The organism is Nocardioides acrostichi, assembly GCF_015319165.1.
GTDB classification, from domain to species: Bacteria; Actinomycetota; Actinomycetes; order Propionibacteriales; family Nocardioidaceae; genus Nocardioides; species Nocardioides acrostichi.
In genome coordinates this window covers 192,826-209,658 of sequence record NZ_JADIVZ010000001.1, presented here as the reverse complement: position 1 = coordinate 209,658, position 16,833 = coordinate 192,826, and the positions used below count along the sequence as shown (strand labels likewise).

General features: G+C 70.3%; 16 protein-coding genes and 1 tRNA gene. 6 read left to right on the top strand and 11 right to left on the bottom strand.

From position 1 onward, the window contains the following. Window positions 1-35: 35 nt before the first annotated feature. The 4 genes from ISG29_RS00995 to ISG29_RS00980 form a co-directional block, all read right to left on the bottom strand. Window positions 36-317: a hypothetical protein gene (locus ISG29_RS00995; protein ID WP_194501506.1), complete on the bottom strand. Its 282-nt coding sequence runs from the start codon at window positions 315-317 to the stop codon at window positions 36-38. Further along, window positions 314-1,177 (bottom strand): glycosyl hydrolase, encoded by an 864-nt coding sequence (locus tag ISG29_RS00990; protein WP_194501505.1) that lies wholly within the window; start codon window positions 1,175-1,177, stop codon window positions 314-316. The genes ISG29_RS00995 and ISG29_RS00990 overlap by 4 nt, the downstream gene beginning before the upstream one ends. A gap of 249 nt (window positions 1,178-1,426) precedes the next feature. Continuing rightward, complete coding sequence (locus ISG29_RS00985) at window positions 1,427-2,203, bottom strand: SDR family NAD(P)-dependent oxidoreductase (protein WP_194501504.1); 777 nt, start codon at window positions 2,201-2,203, stop codon at window positions 1,427-1,429. Between the two features lie 129 nt (window positions 2,204-2,332). Beyond that, window positions 2,333-3,001 (bottom strand): dihydrofolate reductase family protein, encoded by a 669-nt coding sequence (locus ISG29_RS00980; RefSeq protein ID WP_194501503.1) that lies wholly within the window; start codon window positions 2,999-3,001, stop codon window positions 2,333-2,335. A 151-nt stretch (window positions 3,002-3,152) separates the two neighbouring features. On the opposite strand from ISG29_RS00980, the gene ISG29_RS00975 reads away from it, so the two are divergent. Together ISG29_RS00975 and ISG29_RS00970 are read left to right on the top strand one after the other, a co-directional pair. Further along, the gene (locus ISG29_RS00975; protein WP_194501502.1) at window positions 3,153-5,738 is read left to right on the top strand and encodes a hybrid sensor histidine kinase/response regulator; all 2,586 of its coding nucleotides are present in this window, start codon (window positions 3,153-3,155) and stop codon (window positions 5,736-5,738) included. A gap of 98 nt (window positions 5,739-5,836) precedes the next feature. Beyond that, the gene (locus ISG29_RS00970) at window positions 5,837-6,598 is read left to right on the top strand and encodes a lysophospholipid acyltransferase family protein (protein WP_328827429.1); all 762 of its coding nucleotides are present in this window, start codon (window positions 5,837-5,839) and stop codon (window positions 6,596-6,598) included. A gap of 125 nt (window positions 6,599-6,723) precedes the next feature. On the opposite strand, the gene ISG29_RS00965 is transcribed toward ISG29_RS00970, so the two are convergent. After that, the gene (locus ISG29_RS00965) at window positions 6,724-7,203 is read right to left on the bottom strand and encodes a MarR family winged helix-turn-helix transcriptional regulator (protein WP_194501501.1); all 480 of its coding nucleotides are present in this window, start codon (window positions 7,201-7,203) and stop codon (window positions 6,724-6,726) included. A 98-nt stretch (window positions 7,204-7,301) separates the two neighbouring features. Here ISG29_RS00965 and ISG29_RS00960 point away from each other — a divergent pair, with 98 nt between their 5' ends. Beyond that, a complete protein-coding gene (locus ISG29_RS00960; RefSeq protein WP_194501500.1) occupies window positions 7,302-8,399 on the top strand; it encodes an NAD(P)/FAD-dependent oxidoreductase in 1,098 nt (365 codons plus the stop codon). Window positions 8,400-8,471: 72 nt separating this feature from the next. Here the strand turns inward: ISG29_RS00960 and ISG29_RS00955 are convergent. Then, a tRNA-Gln gene (locus tag ISG29_RS00955) sits at window positions 8,472-8,550 on the bottom strand. A gap of 113 nt (window positions 8,551-8,663) precedes the next feature. Here ISG29_RS00955 and ISG29_RS00950 point away from each other — a divergent pair. Next, on the top strand, window positions 8,664-9,767 hold the full coding sequence (locus ISG29_RS00950) for an ATP-dependent DNA ligase (protein ID WP_194501499.1): 1,104 nt from the start codon (window positions 8,664-8,666) through the stop codon (window positions 9,765-9,767). 32 nt (window positions 9,768-9,799) lie between these two features. Further along, window positions 9,800-10,348, top strand: coding sequence for a hypothetical protein (locus ISG29_RS00945; RefSeq protein ID WP_194501498.1), 549 nt, complete (start codon window positions 9,800-9,802; stop codon window positions 10,346-10,348). Window positions 10,349-10,369: 21 nt separating this feature from the next. Here ISG29_RS00945 and ISG29_RS00940 read toward each other — a convergent pair whose 3' ends face one another. Next, entirely contained in the window at window positions 10,370-10,999 is a 630-nt protein-coding gene (locus tag ISG29_RS00940; protein WP_194501497.1) for a sulfotransferase family 2 domain-containing protein, read from the bottom strand. 322 nt (window positions 11,000-11,321) lie between these two features. Then, a complete protein-coding gene (locus ISG29_RS00935; protein ID WP_194501496.1) occupies window positions 11,322-12,419 on the bottom strand; it encodes a DNA polymerase domain-containing protein in 1,098 nt (365 codons plus the stop codon). 68 nt (window positions 12,420-12,487) lie between these two features. Here ISG29_RS00935 and ISG29_RS00930 point away from each other — a divergent pair, with 68 nt between their 5' ends. Further along, window positions 12,488-13,774 (top strand): GNAT family N-acetyltransferase, encoded by a 1,287-nt coding sequence (locus ISG29_RS00930; RefSeq protein WP_194501495.1) that lies wholly within the window; start codon window positions 12,488-12,490, stop codon window positions 13,772-13,774. A gap of 219 nt (window positions 13,775-13,993) precedes the next feature. Here ISG29_RS00930 and ISG29_RS00925 read toward each other — a convergent pair whose 3' ends face one another. Genes ISG29_RS00925 through ISG29_RS00915 form a run of 3 tightly spaced genes read right to left on the bottom strand, consistent with a single transcriptional unit; the run spans window position 13,994 to window position 16,718 of the window. Beyond that, window positions 13,994-14,347: a hypothetical protein gene (locus tag ISG29_RS00925; RefSeq protein WP_194501494.1), complete on the bottom strand. Its 354-nt coding sequence runs from the start codon at window positions 14,345-14,347 to the stop codon at window positions 13,994-13,996. A 19-nt stretch (window positions 14,348-14,366) separates the two neighbouring features. Continuing rightward, window positions 14,367-15,587: a fatty acid desaturase family protein gene (locus ISG29_RS00920; RefSeq protein WP_194501493.1), complete on the bottom strand. Its 1,221-nt coding sequence runs from the start codon at window positions 15,585-15,587 to the stop codon at window positions 14,367-14,369. 45 nt (window positions 15,588-15,632) lie between these two features. After that, a complete protein-coding gene (locus tag ISG29_RS00915) occupies window positions 15,633-16,718 on the bottom strand; it encodes a ferredoxin reductase (protein WP_194501492.1) in 1,086 nt (361 codons plus the stop codon). Window positions 16,719-16,833 lie beyond the last annotated feature (115 nt).

Genomic DNA, 16,833 nt, shown 5'->3' with positions numbered 1-16,833 from the left:
AGCCCGCGCCCCCGACGCGGACGGCCCGTCAGCCGTCATCTGGTCGGCGAGCTGATGCCGTCCCCAGCAGCCGCGGCGAAGGCGATGAGCGCCAGGACGCAGAAGAACCCTCCGCGCCATCGCGTGCCCGTCACGCTCGGGCGGTGATGGGCGCTGGATGGCCGGAGCCATGGCGACCGGTGCCCGTGGCGGCGTACCGCGTGCTCATGACGGCGCATGGCCGCCTCCGTGATGGCCCGCGCCCGCACCAACTGCCAGACACCCATGGTCGCCATGACGACGCCGAAGACGACACCGCCCCACTGGTCACCGCTCATGGGTCGCTCCGGGCGTCGGCGGCCGCCGCCAGAGCCGGCAGACCCGCGAAGGCGCGGCCCACGCGCGTGACCTCCGCGCCCGGACGGTAGAGACCGCTGCTGCGCCCCGTGGCCGCAGCCGGTAGGCCGAACCAGGCCCAGCGCCGCACCCAGCGCCGCTCCGCCAGCGCCTCGGCGGCGAGTCGCAGGAACCGGGCCTGCGTGCGAGCCGCCGGCACCGACGGATCGACACCGAAGCGCATCAGCGCGAACTCGGTCAGCCACACGGGCTTGCCGTAGCGCTCGTGCACGGCGTCGAGATAGCCCGTGAGCTGGCGCACGGCAGCCCGGGGATGCCAGTCGCCGCCGTACCAGTGCAGCGCCACGGCGTCGACCTCCAGCCCTCGATCGGCGGCGCCCTGCATGAAGCGGTCCAGCCAGCCGTCGGGGTCGGCGCCGCCGTAGGCGACGGCGGGGCTCACGAGCCGCAGCCCCGTCGACTCCAGCCGCGGCCAGAGGTCGAGGGCCTCCCCCACGCTCAGGTTCGACTGTGAGGCGAGGTCGGGCTCGTTGAACCCGAGCAGCCACGGGCCGTGCTCGGCTGCGGCCGCGAGCTCGTCGTCGGTGAGCGAGCCTGCGCCCCACATCATCGGCACGAACCGCGCCTTCGTGGTGCCGATGTACCCGGGCGGCTCGGCGGTCCAGGCGTGGTACCAGGTCGCGTGCGAGCGACGCAGCGCCTGGGTGACACCCCGCTCCTGCCAGACGCCGACACCCGCACCGGCACCCGCACCCGTACCGGGCGGGCGCGCCGCGGCGCCGGCCGAGTCGCGACGCGCTCCGGCCGCGGCCGGACTCCCCTGCGCTCCCGCCAGGGGCATGAGAAGACCTGAACAGCAGAACGCGAGCAGCGTCATCGAGAGGGTGAGGGCTCGGCACACCACAGCACGTGAGGCTCTCGGCGCTCCACCGCCCAGGGCATCGGCACGACCCAGCCGGATCCTGCGCCCGGGATCCGGCGCCGGCCACCGGGGCCGCTCGGTCGGCTGCTTCGAGCTCGCGGGCGACGCAGCGACGCTCTGGGCAGCAGTGCCCTCACCTCGGCGAGTCGGCGATCCCGCGGGCATCCCTCAGCCCGCCAGGTGCCCGTGATCGACCATCTGCACGCTGCCGTGCACCGCCACGGCCTCGGGCGAGGCCAGGAAGGCGACCATGGCCGCGACCGCGTCGTCCGACATCAGCCCACGCGCCGCGGACACCCGCATGATCAGATCCCAGTCGGCGCTCTCGGGCACCTCGATCGTGTGCACCTGCGCGGTGTCCATGCCGCCCGGACAGACGCAGTTCACCCTCAGGGGCTGGTTGAGGTACTCGACGGCGAGGGCCCGGGTGAGCCCGACGACCCCGTGTTTGGCGGCGGTGTAGGCGGCCGAGTAGGCCTCGCCCACGACGCCGGCGACGGACGAGACGTTGACGATGTTGCCGTGCCCGCCGTCGGCCTCGAGCAGGTGCGGGATCGCGGCTCGGCACATCCAGAACGGCCCACTGAGGTTGAGGGCGATGTCGCGGGTCCACTGCTCGTCGGTGACCTCGGTGGTGATGCGGAAGTCGTGGCGCCCGGCGTTGTTGACCAGCACGTCGAGCCGGCCGGTGCCCTGCACGGCCGCGTCGACCGCGGCATTGCACGAGGCGGGGTCGGTGACGTCGAGGTGCACGACCTGCACGGCGCCCGACCGGTCGGCGCACTCCGCGGCGAGGGCTTCGAGCAGGTCGGTGCGGCGGGCCGCGGCGTAGACGTGCGCCCCCAAGGCGGCGAACCGGCGCACACAGGCAGCGCCGAGCCCCGACGAGGCGCCGGTCACGAGCACGGTCCGGCCGGCCAGGGTTCCGGCCTGGGGCGCTGTCACGCTCGTCACCGTAGTGCGCCGGTCGCCACCGACTCCAGCCTCGGTGATGCCGGTTCGAGATGGCGACTGCTGGAGTGCACCTGCGGCAGCCGCCTCCCGAGGCGGCGGCGGGAGACACCGGGCCGGGCGCTACCTCGGCGTGGACGCCGACGACTCGCGGGCGCGACGGTTCCACAGCTGGTGCTCGACCCCGCTGGCCGAGGGCACCGTCTCGATGTCGAACAGCTCGCGCACGTGCTCGATGCCCCCGAGCAACGACCCTCCCTGCCCCACCGTGACCGGCACGACCGCGATGTGCAGGAAGTCGACGAGGTCGGCCTCGAGGAACTGCCGCACGGTGCTCGGCCCGCCGCCCCGGCGCACGTCGAGCCCGCCGGCGAGCTCGCGCGCCATCCCCAGCGCGGTCGGCGCGTCGGCATCGACGAAGTGGAACACGGTGCCGTTCTCGAACTCCAACGGTTCACGCGGGTGGTGGGTCAGCACCACGACCGGGGTGAGGAACGGCGGCTCCTCACCCCACCAGCCACGCCAGTCGTCGTCCGGCTTCCACGGACCCGCTTGCGGGCCGAACTTGCGGCGCCCCATGATCTCGGCCCCGATGTTCTGCGCCCAGGTGCTCGTGAGCACGTCGTCCAGCCCGACGGGGTCGTCGGACCCGCCGATCCCGTGGATGGAGCCGTGACGCACCAAGGAGAACAAGGCCCTGGCGTCGCCGATGGGTTTCTCCAGGGTCACGTGGGTGCCGGCGGCGTAGCCGTCGAGCGAGACACACAGGTTGTGCACGCGGAGGCGGGACATGTCTGCTCCTCATCGATCAGGTGCGTGGTCAGACCGCCGCCTGTGGAGGGACTCATCGCGCCACGACCTGCTGGCCTTAGGAAGTGTCTGACATCGGCCGCCGCGTGCGTCAAGATCCAATCACGTTCAAGAACGCGAGACGAGGTGCAGGATGGACGGCACAGGCGGGCTCTCCTCGTGGCGGCAAGCCTCGCGGGCCGCGGTGGCGACCTCCGCCCTCGGCGTGCTCACCGTCGTGGCCTTCGTCGACTCCGCGACCGGGCGGGCCGGCTACGGGTACGACGCCGCCTATCTCACCGTCGTCGCCGGGGCCGGACTCGTAGCCCTCTCGCACACGCGGTCGATGCGGGGTCCGCTGCGACCCCTCGGATGGCTCATCACGGCTGGACTGTTCAGCGACGCCCTCGGTGAGCTGATCTGGTACTGCTACTACTGGACCTCCGGCGAGCCCGACATCTCCATCGCCGACGCCGCCTACCTGCTCGCCTACCCGCTCGTCGGCGCCGCCCTCTGGCGGGTGCTCCGCGAGGCCGAACGCGGCCTCGTGCGGCTCGACAGCCTGCTCGACTCCGCCACGATCGTCGTGGTCTCGGTGCTCGTCGTCTGGGAGCTCTCGGTGCGGGGCATCGTGCAGGACGACAGCCTCGGCCTCGCCACCCGCCTGGTGTGGGCCGCCTACCCGATGCTCGACGCCGTCCTGATCGGGCTCGCGCTCCGCGTCCTGACCGTCGAACCGGCCCGCTCGTCCCTCGGCGTTCCCCTCGCGGTGGGCGTCGGCGCCTGGATGGGATCAGACCTCGGGTATCTGCTCCTCCCGGGCGGCACCCTCTCCGACGCGGCGATGGACGTCGGTTGGATGGCGGGATCGCTGCTCATGGCGTGGGGTCTCACGCGCGCCGCGGTAGACCCCGCCGCCCGCTCGGCACGCGCTCCGTCGCCGGCCGCCCTCGAGGTGCGGGTCGTCGTCGCCATCGTGCCGCTCCTGATCCCGACCCTGATCCTCGCCGCGCACCCCACCGGTGACCGCAGCGACGTGGTCGCCACCGCGGTGGCGATGGTCGTGCTGGTGGTGTTCGCCTTCGTGCGCACGCGGGCGCTGCTGCGTGAGCAGGAGCGCACCCGGGTCGAACTGGAGCACGCGCGCGATGGCGCCCTCGAGGCCTCACGGGCCAAGTCGGCGTTCCTGGCCACGATGAGTCACGAGATCCGGACGCCGATGAACGGCGTGATCGGCCTGACCGGACTGCTGCGCTCCACCGAGCTCGACCCCCGCCAGGAGGAGTACGTCGCCGGCCTCCAGGCAGCCGGGGAGACGCTGCTCGGGATCATCAACGACGTCCTGGACTTCTCGAAGGTCGAGGCCGGGGCCGTCGAGATCGAGGTCGTCGACTTCGACGTCGTCCAGCTCATCGAGGACGTCGCCGCCCTGGTAGCCGGCGCCGCGCGCGCCCGCGATCTGGAGCTGCTCGCCTACGTCGCCCCCGACGTCCCGTCCACTCTGCGAGGCGACCCCACCCGGATCCGGCAGGTGCTGCTCAACCTCGCCTCGAACGCCGTGAAGTTCACGCACTCCGGCGACGTGGTCGTCTCCGTGCACCTCGATGGGCAGGTCGACGCCACCACCACGGCGGTGCGGTTCGAGGTGCGCGACACCGGCATCGGCATCGCGCCAGATCATGTCGAGCGACTCTTCGAGGCCTTCACCCAGGCCGACTCCTCCACCACACGCAAGTACGGCGGCACCGGCCTGGGGCTCGCCATCAGTACGCGGCTCACCGAGGCGATGGGCGGGCGCATCGGCGTCGACAGCGAACCAGGAGCCGGCAGCACGTTCTCGTTCGTGCTGCCGCTGGAGACGTCCGGCGGGGCGGTCGCCGCGGCCGAGCCCGCCGGCGAGGCGCTGCTCGGTCGCCGTGCACTCGTCGTCGACGACAACACCACCAACCTGATGGTGCTCGACGGCCAGCTCGGCGCCTGGGGCATGGAGGTGGCGACCGCCGGCTCCGGTCACGACGCGCTCGCGCGTCTGCGCGCCGGTGCCCAGGTCGACGTGCTGCTGCTCGACCTGTGCATGCCCGGGATGGACGGGCTCGAGCTGGCTCGCGCGGTCCGCGACGACCCCGACCTCGCTCCCGTGCCGATGCTGCTGCTCACCTCCGACCCCGACGTCGACGCCGTCGAGTCCACGAGCGCCGGCATCCGCGCCGTGCTGACCAAACCGCTACAGATGTCGCGTCTGCGCGCCCTGATCCTCCAGGAGGTTCTGGGTACCGCACCCCGCGAGGACGGGGCCTGGGTGGCGTCGCCCGATGGGGCAGAGCGCGCGTCCGACCCCTCCCCCGCGCAGCCGCTGCTGGCGCTCGTGGTCGAGGACAACGAGGTCAACCAGATCGTCGCCGAGGGCATCCTGCGCGCCCTCGGGTTCGACGTACTGCTGCGCGACGACGGGCAGCAGGCCCTCGACCTGCTCGCGGACCAGGCGGTCGACGTGGTGCTCATGGACTGCCAGATGCCCGTGCTCGACGGTTACGCCGCCACCCGCGTCCTGCGCGAGCGGGAGGCCACCGACCCCACCGGCCGGCGCACGCCGGTCGTCGCGATGACCGCCAGCGTCACCGAAGGCGAGCGCGAGCGTTGCGCCGACGCGGGAATGGACGACTTCGTGGCCAAGCCGGTACGCCCCGGAGAGCTGCGCACCGCCCTCGAGCGCTGGGTGCAGGCGGGCACCGGTTCCTGACGGCCCACCGCACCGCTCGCACGTCTTCGAGCGCGTCGAGGCTCGGCTGCACGCTCCGGCACTGGACCGAACACGACACCAGATGGTGGGGTGTGCGCGTGGATCTCACCTATCCCGTCGTCGTAGCGGCGGCCAAGAGCTGGTTCCGGTTGTCGTCGATGGACATCCACATGTCCGGGACCGAGCACATCCCCACCTCCGGTGGCGCCCTGATCGCCGTCAACCACGTCTCCTACGTCGACTACGTGATGGGCGGCCTCCCTGGAGTCGAGCGCGGCCGGTACACGCGGTTCATGGCGAAGAAGGAGATCTTCGACCACGGCGTCGGTGGGCCGCTCATGCGCAGCTTCGGACACCTGGAGGTGGACCGCGAGTCCGGCGCCGCCTCGATGCTCACGGCCGTGAAGGCACTGCGTGAGGGAGAGCTCGTCGGCATCTTCCCCGAGGCCACCATCTCGCAGAGCTTCCTCATCAAGGAGCTCAAGTCCGGCGCCGTGCGGATCGCGGCCGACGCGGGCGTGCCGCTCATCCCCGTCGTCGTGTGGGGCACCCAGCGCATCCTGGCCAAGGGGCGCAAGCTCGACCTCTCTCGCCACCAGCGCATCGACATCGAGGTGGGCGAGCCGATGCACCCGTCCGGCGATGATCCCGCCGCCGAGACGGTTGCGTTACGCACCCGGATGCAGGAGATGCTCGAGCGCTGCATCCTCGCCGCACCTGCCTCGGAGCGACCCGAGGGTGCCTGGTGGCTACCCCAGCAGTACGGCGGGTCGGCACCCACGATCGAGGAGGCCGCAGCGGCGTACGCCGAGGAGCGGCGACGTCGAGCCCAGGCCAGGGCCGCCAAGCGACGCACGTGATGCGCGCCGGGCACGACGGGCCGTACGGCGTCGCGTGCGGCGTGCCGGCGATCCGTGCGGCATCTGCGGGCGAGCGACCAGAGCCCCAGCAGCGCAGGTCCGAGGGCCGGTTGTCGGTGAGCGGGCTAGCCCGCGCCCTCCTTCGGTCCGGACGGCGCGCCCGTCGGGAAGATGACGGCGACGTCGTCACGGTCGACCATCGCAGCGAGCAGCGGCCGGAGCGTCGCCTGCTCGGCACGTGAGAGCGGCTCCAACAAGAGCTCCACGCGACGGTGCGTCGCCGTGTAGAACCGATCGGCGAGGAAGCGCCCGTCCTGCGTCAACGAGACTTGGACCGAGCGCGCGGTCGGGACGCCCGACCGCCGGACCACCTTGCCGTCGCGCTCCAGGATCTCGACGATCCCGGTCGTCGTGGACTTCGCCAGGCCGAGCTTCGCCCGTAGGTCGCCCATCGCGTACGCCCTCGCCCGCAGGATGCTCAACACCTGACCCTGCTGGGGCGTCACGCCGAACTCGCGGCCGGACTCGGCGTAGGCGGCGTTGACGAGGAACGCGATGCGGATGAGTGCCGTGACCGACCCGACGCCCTCAGGGTGCGGCTCCATGTCCTTCCTTTCACCACTTGTCGTTCGGTTCCCGAACTCGTATGTTCGGAACCCGAACTACCGTTCGTGATCCGAACCAATCTATCGAAGGATGACTCATGCCCTCCGTTGCGATCGTCGGTGGTGGCTTCGCCGGCACCCTTCTCGTCGAGGCCCTCGACGAGAAGGCGGACATCGTTCTCATCGACCCGCGCGAGGCGTTCGTCAACGTGTCCGCCTCGCTGCGCGCTCTCACCCAGCCCGACTTCGCCCCGCGTGCGTTCTTCAGGTACGGCTCGCTGCTGCGTCGCGGACGCCAGGTCCAGGACTATGCAGCCTCGGTCGACGCCACCGGGGTGACGCTACGCGGCGGTGGCCGGGTCGAGACGGACTTCACGGTCCTCGCCACCGGCTCCTCCTACTCCTACCCGGCGCGCCCGCACCGGCACGACTCCTCGATCGACGAGGCGCTCGACGACCTGCGCGCGACCCACGGGCAGCTCGCGCAGGCCGAGCGGGTCCTCATCCTCGGCGCTGGCCCGGTCGGGCTCGAGCTGGCCGGGGAGATCCGCGAGGTGTGGCCGCACAAGCGCATTGTGGTCGTCGACCCTGACGACGAACTCCTCCGCGGCTACCTGCCCGAGGTCCGAGACGAGCTCAGGCGACAGCTCCAGTCCCTCGACATCGACGTCAGGCTCGGCGTGAGGATCGACGGCCTCCCGCCGGTCGCCGAGGGCGTGGCCCAGACGTTCGCGGCCGTCACCGAGGCCGGCGAGGAGATCGCCGCGGACATCTGGTTTCGGAGCTTCGGCTCCCGGGTCAACACCGCCTACCTCGAGGACGGCGCCCTCGTGGCGCTCGACCACGGACTGGTGCCGGTCACCGCCTCCCTGACCGTCGCGGGTCACGACCACGTGTACGCGGTCGGCGACATCACGAACCTGCCCGACCCGAAGATGGCGACGTGGGCCCAGACCCAGGCGCTCACCGTCGTGGAGAACCTGACGGCGAGGATCGAGGGGCGCCCCGCTCAGAGCACCTACGTCCCCTCCACCGCGCAGACGCGGCGCATCTTCCTTCCGCTCGGCTCCACCGGCGGAGTCGGACAGATCCCCGGCCCGGACGGCGCCAGCCGCCCGGCACCCCTCGATATGGTGGTGGACCGCAAGGGGCGCGACCTGTTCACCGCACGGATGGCGGCGCGCTTCCACGCCTGAACCAGTCGGCACACGACCGGAGCCGTCTCAGATCGCGCTGACCGGTGCGAGACCTACCACCGAGACGATCGGCTCCCCGGGTAGGAGTCGAACCTACGTCGCTAGTCCTGATTCAAAGTCAGGCGGGCCCTGCCGGCAGACCAACCGGGGATAGGTGCCCAAGGTTAGGCCGTTGCGGCCGTCGTCCTTCATGCGGGACGCCCGTGTCGTCACGAGGGATGACGTCCGGGCCGCTTGTCGGCACTGCGCCGTAGAGTCGCCGGCGTGGACCTGCCCGTGATGCCGCCTGTCCAGCCGATGCTCGCGAAGGCGGTCAAGGGCGTCCCCGATCCTGCGAAGTTCGGCGGGCTGTCGTTCGAGCCGAAGTGGGATGGCTTCCGGTGCCTGCTCTTCAAAGACGGCGACGAGGTCGAGTTGGCCAGTCGCAACACCAAGCCGCTGACCCGTTACTTCCCGGAGATCGTCGAGGCGGCCCGCGCCCAACTGCCCGAGCGCTGCGTGCTCGACGGGGAGGTGTTCGTGGCGCTGCCCACCGACACCGGCGCCCGCAAGCTGGAGTTCGAGGTGCTCCAGGAGCGCATCCACCCCGCGGCGTCCCGCGTCGAGAAGCTCAGCGGCGAGACGCCCGCCGAGTTCGTCGCGTTCGACGTCCTCGCGCTCGGGGCTGACGACCTGACGGCGCTCCCCTTTGCCGAGAGGCGGGCAGCGCTCGAGCAGGCGCTCGGGCACCTCGCGGGCGGGCCGTGCCACCTGACCCGCACCACCGAGGATCCCGCCGTCGCGCAACAGTGGTTCTCGCAGTTCGAGGGCGCGGGACTCGACGGAGTCGTGGCCAAACCGTTGGGCGAGCCCTACTCCCCCAACGCGCGCACGATGCTCAAGATCAAGCACGAGCGCACCGCCGACGTCGTGCTGTGCGGCTACCGCGAGCACAAGACCTCCACGCCCGAGAAGCCACTGCTCGGCAGCATGCTGCTGGGGCTCTACTCCGGAGAAACCCTCCAGCACGTGGGTGTGAGCGCCAGCTTCACCGCGGCGCGTCGAGCCGAACTCTGGGTCGAGCTCCAAGAGCTCGTCTGCCCCATCGAGGAGCACCCGTGGGGCGCCTGGCAGGAGTGGGCGATCGCGAACCCCGACCGCGTGCCGGGCACGCAGAGCCGCTGGAGCCAGGGAAAGGATCTCTCCTTCACCCCGTTGCGGCCCGACCGCGTGCTGGAGGTCAAGTACGACAACATGGAGGGCCGTCGGTTCCGGCACACGGCGCACTTCAAGCGCTGGCGCCCCGACCGCGACCCGGCGTCGTGTGGGTATGACCAGTTGGAGCAGGTGGTCGGCTACGACCTGGGCGACATCCTCTCGGGTGCGTGAGCGGCCGCACCGTCGAGAGATAGATTCGAGCAATGGCCACCTATGACGTCGTCCTTCTCGTCGAGCAGGCTCTGAGCGCGGCAGACGCGCAGCAGATCAGCTCGCTGCACAGTGAGCTGCGCGAGGAGGGCGAGCAGGTCGCCTATCACGTGCTGCTGCCAGCCGACGACGCCGCGGCCCGCGTCGAGGCCGCCATGGGCGGCGTCACGGGCGGCGACGTCCTGGCGTCGCCGGCCGCGCTGCTGCCCGAGCTGGACCTCCAAGAGATCGAGGAGGAAGCCCGCAAACGCTCCGAGGAGGCGCTGGCCGCCAGCGTCGCAGCCCTGACCGCTCAGGGCGTGGAGGCCACCGGAGCGCTCGCCACGACGTCGCCGATCGATGCCCTGGTCGAGCAGGTGCGCGCCGTCGACGCCCGCGAGGCCATCGTGCTCACCCGGCCACATCTGGTCTCGGAGCTGTTCCATCTCGACTGGACCAGCCAGGCGCGCCGCAAGCTCGACCTGCCCGTGCTGCACCTGCTCGAGCACGAGACCATCGACGAGCAGTCCGCCGGCGGCGGCGAGGGTGCGTCCCTCATCTGAGGGCCCCGACGCGGCGCACGATCAGAACTCGTACTTGAACCGCTTGACGTCCTTGGCGAACACCTCGGCGACCTTGTCGCGCATCTGCGGCGTGTAGTGCTCGCGGTAGTCGGTGCTGGGCCCGGTGTTCACCTTCAACGACTCCCCCGGCCACTCGAGCCCCATCCGACCCCAGACCTTCTGCAGATCCTTGTCGAACCGCTCCTGGCGACCGATGAAGTCGGCGCGGCGGCCCGTGGTGCGCAGGTAGCTGATCTGCGGACGACGCAGCTCGCGGTGGTCCTCCGGCCCCCGCATGATGAAGGTCTCGAAGTCCGGATGATCGGCGAGCACCTTCTTCCACAGCCGGTTCTTGCGCAACTGCTTGGCCGCCTTCTCGACGCCGGCGTCGGCGTTCTCCTGCGCCCGCTGGATCATGGCGTACCACGAGTACATCCGCGCCCACGGGTTCCGCACGAAGCCGAAGATGAAGTAGTCGCCGAGCTCGGGGTACTGCTTCAGCGCCGGCGCGAGCCGCGCGTGACGCCCACCGCGCAGCCCCTGCAGATACTCGGCGTCGGGGATCGCCTGCTCGAGCATCGTGTCGATGGTCGAGCCGCCGGTCTTCTGCACGTGCACGAAGAGCATCCGACGCTCGTGGGAGACCATCATGGCCCGCAAAGTACCCGAAGAGCGCGGCCGCAATGCTCATCAGGGCCGTTCCGCGTGGCCAGAAAGCGCACGTCGTCGATACCCCCCGACGGTGTTACCAAAGTCTAGAAGAGCTGTGGACGTGGCTAGGTCGCCGCAGCACAGCAACCTCTCTAGGGTTGGGGCGTCGAGACACCGGGGGGTGAATCGGCGACAAGGATCTAAGCGTCCGCGGTTCTGGGGGGAGCGCGGAAGCATCTCGGGTTCTTGGGAGTTCCGGGGGGAACTCACGACAACGAGAACCGCTCGAGGCCGAGTCAGGGACGGCCCCGAGCGGTTCTCGTCATTTCGGACCGTCCACCCGATTGCCGTCCTGGTCCCAGTGCTCGGCCACCTTCTTCGAGGGCTGCACGCGCGGCGGCTCGCCGGGCATCTTCGGGTGGTCGGGCGGGAAGTTCAGCTCACGCGGGTCTGCCTCCCACAGCTCCAGCAGCGGCTCGAGGGAGTGCGCCACGTCGTCGATCTCGGCCCAGGCATCACCCTGATCGGCGAGCAGCGCCGGCACGGTGGTCAGGTTCAGCTCGCGGGGGTCCGTGAGCTCGCGCAGCTGCGCGTAGGGCAGTGGCGTCGAGACCGGGGCGCCCGGTAGCGGTCGCAGCGAGTACGCCGACGCGATGGTCCGGTCGCGGCAGTTCTGGTTGAAGTCGACGAAGACCCGTTCCCCCCGCTCCTCCTTCCACCACGCCGTCGTGACCTGGTCGTCGCGCCCCTCCAGTGCCCGCCCGAAGGCGATGGCGGCATGACGCACCTCGGCGAACGCCCACCGGGGTGCGATGCGCACGTAGATGTGCACGCCGCGGTTGCCGGAGGTCTTCACGAACCCACGCAGCCCCAGCTCTCCGAGCAGGTCGAGTGCGACGCCGGCCACGCGGACGGCGTCCGTGAAGCTCGTTCCGGGCTGCGGGTCGAGGTCGATGCGCAGCTCGTCGGGACGATCGAGACTGTCGGGATCGGCGGTGCGACGCACCGGCCACGGGTGGAACGTGAGGGTGCCCATGTGCGCGCACCACACGGGCACCGCGATCTCGGTCGGGCAGATCTCGTCGGCGGCGCGACCGGAGGGGAACGTGATGCGTGCCGTCTCGAGGTAGTCGGGCGCACCTCGGGGCACCCGCTTCTGGTAGAACGCATCGGCGTTGCGATCGGCCTGCCCGGTCGCCAGCTTCATGCCCTCACGCACGCCGGAGGGCCAGCGCTCCAGGGCCGTCGGTCGGTCGCGCAGCGCACGCATCAGGCCGTCCTCGACCGAGGCGACGTACTCGGCGACCATCAGCTTCGTGATGTCGGGCGTGTGGTCGGTGGCCTCGTAGATCACGCGATCCGGACTGCTCACCCGCACCGCTCGCCCACCCGCCTGCACCTCGGCAGCCTTCGACGCCATGCGCCGACCCTAGGCCAGCGGAGAAACCGCGTGGCCCCGTTGCCGACCGCTCCCCTACGGTGGCGATCGTGAGCACGCACGACGACCTGACCTTCGGCACCCTCGACGTGCACGCGGACGACGCGGACTCGCGGAGCCGGTTGCACGCCTATGCCGACGCCTGGAGCAGCGCCTTCATCGAGGGCCGGCTCGACGACGAGAAGTTCGGCCGCTGGCTCGAGCACAGCCGCGAGGACGACGTCACTCTGCGTCACGCGACGCCGACACACAGTGCCGTCGGCGCGACCCCGAGGCCCGTCGCCACCTTCAGCTCGTGGCGCGGCGAGCTGAACGTGGGCGGCCCGGAGCTTGTGCCGCTGCACATGATCAGCGACGTGACGGTCGCCCCCACGCACCGTCGGCGCGGCATCCTCTCCCGCCTCATGACCGAGGATCTCGCGGTGGCTGCGGCCGATGGCGCCCCCATCGCGGCGCTCACCGTCTCGGAGGGGTCGATCTACGGTCGGTTCGGCTTCGGTCCGGCCACCCGCTACCGGCAGGTCGAGGTCGACATCCGACCGGGCCGCCTGAGGTTGCGACCCGGGTTCGCCGACGACGGCTCGTTGGAGCAGCTGTTGCCCGGCGACGCCTGGCCGCTCGTGCAGCGGGTCAAGGCCGAACATCTGCGTCGTACCCGCGGCGAGGTGAGCCGCCCGGCCTTCTACCGGCAGTTCCAGTCCGGAGACTTCGACTGGGAGACCGGCGGCATCAACCGACGGCTCGTCGCGATCGTCCACCTCGATGTCGACGGCACTCCTGACGGATACGTGCTCTACACGCCCAAGGAGGGCGATGACCACGACCATCACCGCATCGACATCGGCGACCTCATCGCCCTGACGCCCGCCGCGGAGCTGCGCCTTTGGGAGTACCTGGCCGGCGTCGACCTGCTCTCGGTGGCCCGGGCTCGGCTGCTGCACGACGACCCGCTCGATCACGCCGTGGTCGACCCGCGCTGCGTCAAGACCACCCTGGTGCGCGACATGCTCTGGGTGCGTCTGCTCGACCTGCCCCGGACCCTCGGCGCACGCCCATGGCGGGAGGACGGCTCCGTGGTGCTCGACGTCGCCGACCCGCTCGGTCACGTGTCCGGACGCTGGCGGCTGACCACTGCGAAGGGCATCGGCACCCTCGAGCCCAGCACCGAGACGGCCGACGTCCACACCGACGTCGAGACCCTCGGCACGCTGTACCTCGGCGACGTGCCCGTGCACACGGTGGCCGCCGCCGGACGCCTCACCGGCACCGGCGTCGACACCTTCGCCGCCATGGCCGACCACGCCGGCCCGAGCCCCTACTGCCGCACCGGTTTTTGATCGCTCAGCCAGCAGCCGGAGTGATGTTCGGAGGTCGAGGGGCGACCGCGGCCGAGCGTGCGGGGCCGCGACGGATCCAGTCGAGTCCCAACTGACCTGTCGCTAGTTTTCAACCCACCTGCCACGAGTTTTCACACGTCGTGCCAGATCATCGGAAAACTGGTGGCAGGTCACGCGAGAACTCGCGACGGGTCACGCGAAAACTGGTGGCAGGTCGGCTCAAAGCGGTGAGTTGGGCACGAAGACCGGACGGCGGTCGGTGTCGTCCTTGTGCGGCCGGATGAAGTCGAAGCCGCTGGTGAGCACGATGTGCGTGCCGGGATGACGATCGAGCAGCCCGTGCGCGCACTGCTCGTGCAGCGGGGGCGCGTGGAAGGCGTTGCGGCGGGTCTCCAGATCGTCACCCAGGAACGCGACGGGTCGCCCGAGCGACTCACCGCACGCCCCGCAGATGCGACTCAGCGCGCACTGCGTGACACGGGGTGCGACCAGCGCCGGCCGACCCTCGTCGTCCGGCTCCCAGGCGAAGGGAGCGGAGACGGGGTCGACCGGACGCGAGAGGCCTCTGATCATGGCCTGGACCTGCCCAGGCTCACGCGCTGCGCAGGTTGCGCGACCACTGACCCAACTCGGCCCGACGCGACGGGCGCTCGGCATCGCTCTTGCGACGCCGCTCGACCGGCTCGCGGGTCGGGTCCGGCGGGGTGGGCTTGTTGTCGCTGGTCATCTTGTTGGGCAGCGACAGCTTCATGATCGTGCGCAGCGCCTGCCCGTACTGCTGGTGCAGCGGTCCGGTGGTGTACGGGATGTTGTACTCCTCGCACAGCTCCCTAACCCGCACCGAGATCTCGGCGTACCGGTTGCTCGGCAGGTCGGGGAAGAGGTGGTGCTCGATCTGGTAGCCGAGCTGGCCCGACATCACGTGCAGCAGCTTGCCGCCCTCGAAGTTGGCCGAGCCGAGCATCTGGCGCAGGTACCACTCCGCGCGGGTCTCGTCCTCGATCTCGTCCTCGGTGAAATGCAGGGCCCCGTCGGGGAAGTGGCCGCAGAAGATGATCATGTAGGCCCAGAGATTGCGGGTCAGGTTCGCCGCGGCGTTGGCCTTGAGCGTCGTCTTCCAGTGCGGCCCAGACAGCGCCGGGTAGACGACGTAGTCCTTGATGACCTGGTTGCGGCCCTTGCGCCAGATCTGCTTGAGCTGGCGCATCATCTCCTTCGGATCCTTCTCCTGCTTGCGGATCTTCTCGATGTCGAGGTCGTGGAGAGCCACGCCCCACTGGAACAGCGAGGCCAGCAGGGCGTTGTAGACCGGCTGGCCGAGGTTGGCCGGGTGCCACTTCTGCTCCCGCGCCATGCGCAGGATGCCGTACCCGATGTCGTTGTCGTAGCCGAGCACGTTCGTGAACTGGTGGTGCACGTAGTTGTGCGAGTGCTTCCACTGCTCGGCCGGCTGCGCGGTGTCCCACTCCCAGTTGGAGGAGTGGATCTCGGGGTCGTTCATCCAGTCCCACTGGCCGTGCATGACGTTGTGGCCGATCTCCATGTTCTCGAGGATTTTGGCCACGCCCAGCAGCGCGCCGCCGGCGATGGCACCGGGCACACGGGTTCTCTTCGAGTGCGGGGTCGCCATGAGAACCACGCGACCCGCGGTGGCGAGACCCCGCTGGATCTTGATCATCCGCCGGATGTAGGCGGCGTCGTCGGCGTTGCGCGAGGCCTCGATCTCCTCGCGGACCTTGTCGAGCTCGGCTCCGAGCGCCTCGACCTGCTCGTCGGTGAGGTGCGTGTACTCGGCCACGTCGCTGATCGCCATGGGCCGTCCCTTCTGGTGGTGGTGGTGGGTGGTGGTGCTCGGGGGTCAGATGTCGAAGGTGCAGTCGCCGACGGCGGCGGTGACGCAGGTCTGCACCTGTTCGTTCTTCTGGTCGTACTCGTCGCCGTTGCGCAGGTCGCGCACCTTGCCCTCGACCATGGTCACGGTGCAGGTGTGGCAGATGCCCATGCGGCAGCCGTAGGGCATGCCGACACCGGCCTTCTCGCCCGCCTCGAGCACCGTGGTGGCGCCGTCCGCCTCGATGGTCTTGTTGGAGTTGCGGAAGGTGAGGTTGCCGCCCTCGCCGCCGTCTCCGCCGAGCTGGAGTGTGAAGCGCTCCAGGTGCAGCCGGTCGGAGGCGTCCTGGTTCTCGAAGAACTCCGAGATGGCGTCGAGCATCGGGCCCGGGCCACACGCGTAGGTCTCGCGATCGCGCCAATCGGAGCAGAAGCCATCGAGCCCCTTGGTGGCGTCGGCGAGGTCGAGCATGCCCTCGGTGTCGGTGTGCAGCCGGATGAACTCGAAGTCGTCGTGCTTGGCCTGGAGCGCGTCGATCTCGTCGCGGAAGATCATCCGTTCCGGGGTCGGGCTGGAGTAGTGCATGACGACGTCGGGCAGGGTGCCGCGGCGGTCGAGGGTGCGCAGCATCGACATGACCGGTGTGACGCCCGACCCGCCCACGAGGAACAGCATCTTGGCGGGTGGCGGGTCCGGGAGCACGAAGTCGCCCTCGGGCTTGGCCAACCGCACGATCGTGCCCGTGGCCAGCCCCTTGACGAGGTGACCCGAGATCTGACCCTCGGGCATGGCGCGCACGGTGATGGCGATGTGCCGGCCCGAGCGCTTGGGCGGCGAGGAGATCGAGTACGAGCGCCACTGGAACTTGCCGTCGACCTGGATGCCGATGCCGACGTACTGGCCGGGCTTGTGGTCGAAGCGCCAACCCCAGCCCGGCCGGATCACCAAAGTCGCGGCGTCGTCGGTCTCGGGGACGACCTTCTCGACCCGGCCGCGCAGCTCGCGCTGGCTCCACAGCGGGTTGAGCAACGAGAGGTAGTCGTCGGGGTGCAACGGGGTGGTGAGCTTCTCCCCCGCCTGACGCACCCTCGCCCAGGGGATGGTCGAGGCCATCGGCGCTCCTTCGTGACGGCAACGTTCTTGTGACACGTGTGCCACAGTGAACAGTTGTTCTCTGGAATGGTCAAGCGCCTCCCCGGGTGAGGCCTAGGTCACACTCTGTCACCGT